General features: G+C 70.7%; 4 protein-coding genes and 1 pseudogene. 4 read left to right on the plus strand and 1 reads right to left on the minus strand.

Features of this window, described 5'->3' with window-relative positions; genetic code table 11:
* Positions 1-400: pseudogene (locus C1J00_RS37605) on the plus strand (nickel transporter); the annotation flags it as partial.
* Positions 401-514: 114 nt separating this feature from the next.
* A complete protein-coding gene (locus C1J00_RS37610; RefSeq protein WP_245936660.1) occupies positions 515-2,170 on the plus strand; it encodes a serine/threonine-protein kinase in 1,656 nt (551 codons plus the stop codon).
* A gap of 4 nt (positions 2,171-2,174) precedes the next feature.
* Here C1J00_RS37610 and C1J00_RS37615 read toward each other — a convergent pair whose 3' ends face one another.
* Positions 2,175-2,981 carry an SGNH/GDSL hydrolase family protein gene (locus C1J00_RS37615; RefSeq protein ID WP_102913394.1) on the minus strand — a complete coding sequence of 269 codons (807 nt, stop codon included), beginning with the start codon at positions 2,979-2,981 and terminating at the stop codon, positions 2,175-2,177.
* Between the two features lie 711 nt (positions 2,982-3,692).
* On the opposite strand from C1J00_RS37615, the gene C1J00_RS37620 reads away from it, so the two are divergent.
* Positions 3,693-4,514 (plus strand): glycosyltransferase family 2 protein, encoded by an 822-nt coding sequence (locus tag C1J00_RS37620; protein ID WP_102913395.1) that lies wholly within the window; start codon positions 3,693-3,695, stop codon positions 4,512-4,514.
* Positions 4,511-5,397: glycosyltransferase family 2 protein (locus C1J00_RS37625; protein WP_102913396.1), on the plus strand; the 887-nt coding region annotated here is incomplete at its 3' end. The genes C1J00_RS37620 and C1J00_RS37625, both read left to right, overlap by 4 nt.

Genomic DNA, 5,397 nt, shown 5'->3' on the forward strand with positions numbered 1-5,397 from the left:
CCCCCACGCGATCGAGCACACCCACGGCGGTTTCACCCACAGCCACCCCGTGGCTCCCACCCTGCGCGGCACGATCCTCATGGGCTTCGCGGGCGGGCTGGTGCCCAGTCCGTCCGCCGTGGTGGTGCTGGTGGGCGCCGCGGCCCTCGGACAGGCCTGGTTCGGGCTGCTGCTCGTCGTCGCGTACGGCGTCGGCCTGGCGCTCACCCTCACGGCCGCCGGGTACGCCGTCGTGAAGGCGGGCAGCGGCATGACCCGGCTCCTTGACCGGCGCCCCCGCTGGACGGTGGGCCCGATGGCGGCCCTGGTGCGCCGAACCGCTCCGCTCGGCTCGGCCTTCGCCGTGGTGGTTCTCGGTGCCGGACTGGTGTTCAAGGGGGCGGCATCCGCACTCGGCTGAGTTACGTTCGTGAGGCGTCGGACGTCAGGAGAAACGCGGACGTCGTGAGGAAGTCCGACCTCGTGGGGAAAACACACTCCATGGAGATTTCGCCCGGCTGCGAATGGGGGCGCCGTGTTCGAAGAACCGGGCCATGAGCGTGTGATCGCGGGCCGCTACCGGCTGCTGGCGCCGCTCGGCGAGGGCGGCATGGGAACGGTGTGGCGCGCCCGCGACGAGGTGCTGCACCGGGAGGTCGCCGTCAAGGAGGTGCGCGCCCCGGCCGGGCTGGCGGGCGACGACGTGCGGCGGATGTACGCCCGGCTGGAGCGTGAGGCGTGGGCCGCGGCCCGGGTCGCCAACCACAACGTGGTGACGGTGTATGACGTGGCGACGGACGACGGCCGGCCGTGGATCGTCATGGAACTGGTCCGCGGACTCTCCCTGGCGGAGGTCCTGGACGCCGAGGGCCCGATGGCACCGCAGCGGGCCGCCCACATCGGCGCCGAGGTGCTGGCCGCGCTGCGGGTGGCGCACGAGGCCGGTGTCCTGCACCGCGATGTGAAGCCGGCCAACGTGCTGATCTCGAACGACGGCCGGATCGTGCTCACCGACTTCGGCATCGCCATGGTCGAGGGCAGCTCGGCGCTGACCATGACCGGGGAGGTCATCGGCTCGCCGGAGTTCCTCGCCCCGGAGCGGGCTCTCGGCCGTACTCCGGGCCCGGAGTCGGACCTGTGGTCGCTCGGGGTGCTGCTGTACGCGGCGGTCGAGGGCCATTCCCCCTTCCGTCACGACACCCCGCTGAGCACGCTGCGGGCGATCGTCGACGAGGAACTGCCGCCGCCGTACCGAGCGGGTCCGCTCGCCCCGGTGATCGAGGGGCTGCTGCGCAAGGACCCCGAGCAGCGGCTTCCGCCCGAGCGGGCCGAGCAGGATCTGCGGGCCGTCGCGGCGGGCGGCTCGCCGGGCCCGGACCTGACGCGGGCGGTGGCGTTCCCGCCGACGGTCGCGGGCCACCCCGAGCCCGCTCCCACGCCACCGATGCCGTTCCCCGGCCCGCCGGCGGCATCGGGGTCGACCGCCACCCCGGCGGGCACCGGCCGGGACCGGGACCGCAGGACCGGGCGGGTGCTGGTTGCGGGGGTGATCGCGCTGGCGCTCGCTGCGGGCGGTCTGACGTACGCGCTGCTCAACAACGGGGACGGTTCCGGCGGCAACGACCAGGGTGCCGGGGACGCAACGCCCACCGCGCCCAAGAGTCCCCCGCAGGACACCGCGACCGAGAAGTCCAGCCCGTCGCCGACCCCGAGCGAGAGCAAGGAGAGCAGTCCGCCGCCGCAGTCGGTGCGGGTCTCCCTGGAGGGCCGGCGCACGGACTACGCGGGCACCTGTCCGCCGCCCAACGCCCAGGCGCCGGAGTTCACGGCGACGCTCACGGTGGGGCGGGAGCCGGCCGAGGTGAGCTACCGCTGGGTGACGCGGGACGGCCAGGTGCTGGACGGGGGCTGGAAGACGCTGTCGTTCGCGGAGGGCGGCGGCCGTTCGAAGCAGGACACGGTGCGGGTGACGACCGAGGCGGAGACCGGGACGTTCGAGAACGAGATCAGCGTCGAGGTGCGGGAACCGGTACGGACGACGTCCGAGTCGGTGCCGTTCTCCGTGACGTGCGAGACGGAGACCCCGTCCGACGGGGCCTCCCCCTCTCCTTCCGGCACGGATCCGGACTCGGACTCGGACTCGGGCCAGGACCCGGATTCGGAGTCCGGCTCCGATTCCGGATCCGGTTGAGCGGTCAGTCGTTGCTGTTGAGCACCGGCAGGTAACCGCCCGACTGGCCCGGTGCCTTCGGGTGGTACGACTCACCGATGTTGAGCCAGCTGACGCTGTGCAGCCAGGAGGCGCCGGAGCAGATCTCGTGGCCGGTGAAGGTGGTGCGGACGTCGCCGAAGGCGAAGCCGTGGTTCGCGGCGCGCTTGGCGATGGCGGTGTTGAGGTGGTCGGAGGCGTCGTTGATGGCCTTGCGCTTGGTCTCGGACAGGCCGAGGCAGGTGGCGCCGAGCTTGTAGAAGCGGGGGTAGCCGAGGACCACGACCCGGGCGGCGGGGGCCTTGGAGCGGATGGCCGAGTACACGCCGTCGAGCTTGCCCGCGAGCGTGGAGTCGACGTACGCCCGGGCCGTGTTGATGCGGGAGACGCAGGCGCTGTCGGACTGGGTGACACAGGTCGTCATGACGTCGGCGAATCCGGCGTCGTTGCCGCCGACGCTGATCGACACGAGGGCGGTGGAGGCGCTGAGCGGGGTGAGCTGATTCGCGAGAACGTCACCCGTTCGGGCGCCCGAGCAGGCGGTGAAGGCGAAGGTCGAGGGCGAGTTGGCGGCGGCCCAGAGGTAGGGATAGGCCTTGGTGCTGCGCTTGCAATCGCCGCTGGAACTGATGTAGCTGCCCGCTCCGACTCCGGAGGAGTAGGAGTCACCGAGCGCCACGTAGCCGCCAGTTGCGGCGAGTGAGGACGCCTGCGCCGTCGCTGCCCCGGTAAGGGCGGTGGCGACGGCGAGGAGGAGCGAGCTCACGAGGACGACAAGTCGGGAACGTCTCATGGAACCTCCCTTTAGCAGGATCTCTGCCATAACCGTGGTAGCAGCTACGCGCGTTGACAGGAAGTGTCCATGCCAAATCTTTTCGGTCCATCCCCGGATGCTTGGCACGTTCCCCACACCTCACGTCGCGCGTCAGGGCTTTGCTATTACGTGCTCATGACAGGCTTGCCGACGGATGCTCAACTTGCTTTCTGAGCACCGACGTCCGAACCGGATGCTGCGATCGGGCGGTGACGCCGCCCGCACCGGGCCGGTGAACACGCGTTCCCCAAAGGCCCTGATTACCTCCGGGGTACGCATGTTTATGCGACGGGAACGTGCAACTTGCGTCGCACAAGACGCCTGCCACAACGAACAAACCAACAAAAACGTGAGAGGCCGTTCCAGGTCTTGCCATACGGGTTCAATCGTCAATACCGTCATACATCTCACCCGCATCGGTCCGTCAGTACGCGGCTCCAGGGGAGGGCTCAAGGACCGCGACGTACCGGCGCGGGGCGCGGTAGGGGGGTGCCGTGCTCGGTGATCTCAACTGTCTCCGGGCCGTGCCGCGCGGTCGGCTGCCGTTCTCGCCGTCGGCCAGCTTTGCCAGCTCACCCGGCGTGCCGAAGTTCCATCTCGGCGTGCCACGGGTGAGAACCCCCCTTTCGAACCGGACTGGATCCGGACTGCCCTGGGGGGGCGGTCCACCGGACGAGAGGGACCAGACTCATGAGTTCAGTTCTGCAGCCGGCCGCGACGGACCCGCATCCGCCGACCGCCGGAAAGTACCGGCCCGTCTCCTCGCACCTGGCCATAGCGCCGCCGGTGAGCGTGGTCATCCCGGCGATGAACGAGGCGGAGAACCTTCCGTACGTCTTCAAGACACTGCCCGACTGGATCCACGAAGTGGTCCTGGTCGACGGCAACTCCAGCGACGACACCGTCCAGGTGGCCCGTGAGCTGTGGCCCGAGGTCAAGGTCGTCGAGCAGCGCGGCAAGGGCAAGGGCGACGCCCTGATCACCGGCTTCCAGGCCTGCACCGGCGACATCATCGTGATGGTCGACGCGGACGGCTCGGCGGACGGCGGGGAAATCCTCTCCTACGTCTCCGCCCTGGTCTCCGGCGCGGACTTCGCCAAGGGCTCCCGCTTCGCCAACGGCGGCGGCACCGACGACATGACCTTCATCCGCAAGTTGGGCAACTGGGCGCTGTGCACGGTCGTCAACCGCAAGTTCGGCGCCCGCTACACCGACCTGTGCTACGGCTACAACGCCTTCTGGCGGCACTGCCTCGACAAGATCGACCTCGACTGCACCGGCTTCGAGGTCGAGACGCTGATGAACATCCGGGTCGTCAAGGCCGGGCTCAAGGTGCAGGAGATCCCGAGCCACGAGTACCTGCGCATCCACGGCGTCAGCAATCTGCGGGCCGTGCGGGACGGCCTGCGCGTGCTCAGGGTGATCCTTCAGGAGCGCTCCAACCGCCGTGCCCTGCGCCGCCGTTCGCCCCGTTCCTCGATGCCGGCCGCGATGCGGGGAGAGGTGTCTTGAGCGGTCCCGGCATCTCCGTCGTGATCTGCGCGTACACCGAGGACCGCTGGGAGGACATCCTCGCGGCGGTCTCCTCGGTCCGCGCGCAGTCACGGCCGGCCCTGGAGACGCTGCTGGTCGTCGACCACAACGAGACGCTCCGGGAGCGGCTCGCCAAGGAGTACAAGGATTACGACGAGTACGAGGAGTCCTCCGGGAACGCCGTGGTGCGGGTGCTCGCCAACGCGGGTCCCCGCGGCCTGTCCGCCGGCCGCAACACCGGCATCGCCGCCGCGCGCGGTGAGGTCGTGGCCTTCCTCGACGACGACGCCGTGGCCGAGCGCGACTGGCTGCGCCACTTCGCCGAGGCGTACGGCGACCCGCGGGTGATGGCGGTCGGCGGGCGCACGGTGCCGGTCTGGGCGTCGGGACGGCGGCCGGACTGGTTCCCGGAGGAGTTCGACTGGGTGGTGGGCTGCACGTACCGGGGCCTGCCCCGCGGCCGGGTCCGGGTGCGCAACGTGCTCGGCGGCAACGCCTCGTTCCGCCGCAGCGCCTTCGACGCGGCGGGCGGCTTCGCCACCGGCATCGGACGGGACGGCGACAAACGCCCACTGGGCTGCGAGGAGACGGAACTGTGCATCCGCCTCAGCCGCGCCCGGCCCGGCGCGGTGCTGCTGATCGACGACCGGGCGGTGATCCACCACCGGGTGCCCGAGGTGCGCGAGCACTTCCGCTACTTCCGCACCCGCACCTACGCCGAGGGGCTGTCCAAGGCGCTGGTGGCCCGCAGTGTCGGGGCCGGGAAGGGTCTGGAGTCGGAGCGCCGGTACGCCACCCGGGTCCTGCCGGCCGGGGTCGGCCGGGGCCTGCGGGACGCCCTGCTGGCCCGGCCGGGCGGGGC

The organism is Streptomyces cahuitamycinicus, from assembly GCF_002891435.1.
In the GTDB taxonomy this organism is placed as follows: domain Bacteria; phylum Actinomycetota; class Actinomycetes; order Streptomycetales; family Streptomycetaceae; genus Streptomyces; species Streptomyces cahuitamycinicus.